General features: G+C 38.1%; 1 protein-coding gene. It reads right to left on the bottom strand.

Features of this window, described 5'->3' with window-relative positions; translation table 11 throughout:
* Window positions 1-116: 116 nt before the first annotated feature.
* Window positions 117-425, bottom strand: coding sequence for a hypothetical protein (locus I4V84_RS17760; RefSeq protein WP_195993068.1), 309 nt, complete (start codon window positions 423-425; stop codon window positions 117-119).
* Between the last annotated feature and the right edge of the window lie 555 nt (window positions 426-980).

The following is a 980-nucleotide window of genomic DNA, read 5'->3' as shown; positions in this document are numbered from 1 at the left end:
TCTTTGAAGCAGGGAAAAGAAGTCTGGAATAGACCAGCATCTTCATGATGGTATTGGCATCATACTGTTCTTTTGAGTGGCGCTGCCGGTTCGTTAGGAAAGTATGGAGGTCAAGCTCATGATAGATCTGGCTCAGGGCGGCATAGCCGAAGTTTTTTTCTCAGATCGTCACCTATGCAAAGCCGGTCAGAATCATAAAAAGTAAAGTGGATGGGAGCCTGTCTGGCTGCTTTTTCAGCTTTTAGCTGCTCTGCTCTTTTTTGAAAGTGGGCAATAGGGTCATTATACTTTTTTTCCAATTCATCCAGCCAGCCAATAGATTCTATTGTTTTCTGACGGGAGCATTTCTTAGCTTTATCGTAATAGGTGTCAACAATGGAAAGACGAATTCGACCATTCAGGTTAGGTGTTTTTTTGAGGTACATGGCAAGCATTCCGTTTCGTATAATATTTATTATGACGCAAAACGATATAAAACGCTAGTAAAACATGACTAATTTTTAAAAATAAAAAAGCCTGAAAGCAAGGAAACAAAAGGCTTTCAAGCAATAAGCGAACATATGTTACTGCAAAACTGTGGAGACCGGGTCTTATATCCCTTACCAACAGGCGGAAGGAGCTGGTGAACCAGTTGGAAAAGGAAATGGATGGTATTATTATGATAATGATGCAGGCACTTATCTGCCCTGGTAAGCATGAAGAATTAAACATAACAGTCAACACCATACAACACATATTGTAAAACGAAAACTTTGAAATCCTATATATTGTGAAATTGAAATATGATATTTACAACATATTGTATAATATGTAATTGTTTGGGTTTCCACAAAAGCACACGATTTCTCTTGAATTTCTGAAATGACCTGTATTATAATAGGATAATTAACGGCATATACCACAGCCGGTACCGCAGTGACCAAATGCCGTTTTCGGGGTAAAAATAGGTTCAAAAATGAGCATTATTTTTCCCACTTATT

This window comes from Ruminococcus sp. 1001713B170207_170306_F1, from assembly GCF_015668065.1.
In the GTDB taxonomy this organism is placed as follows: Bacteria; Bacillota; Clostridia; order Lachnospirales; family Lachnospiraceae; genus Blautia_A; species Blautia_A faecis.
This window is presented reverse-complemented; position numbering and strand designations above follow the sequence as displayed.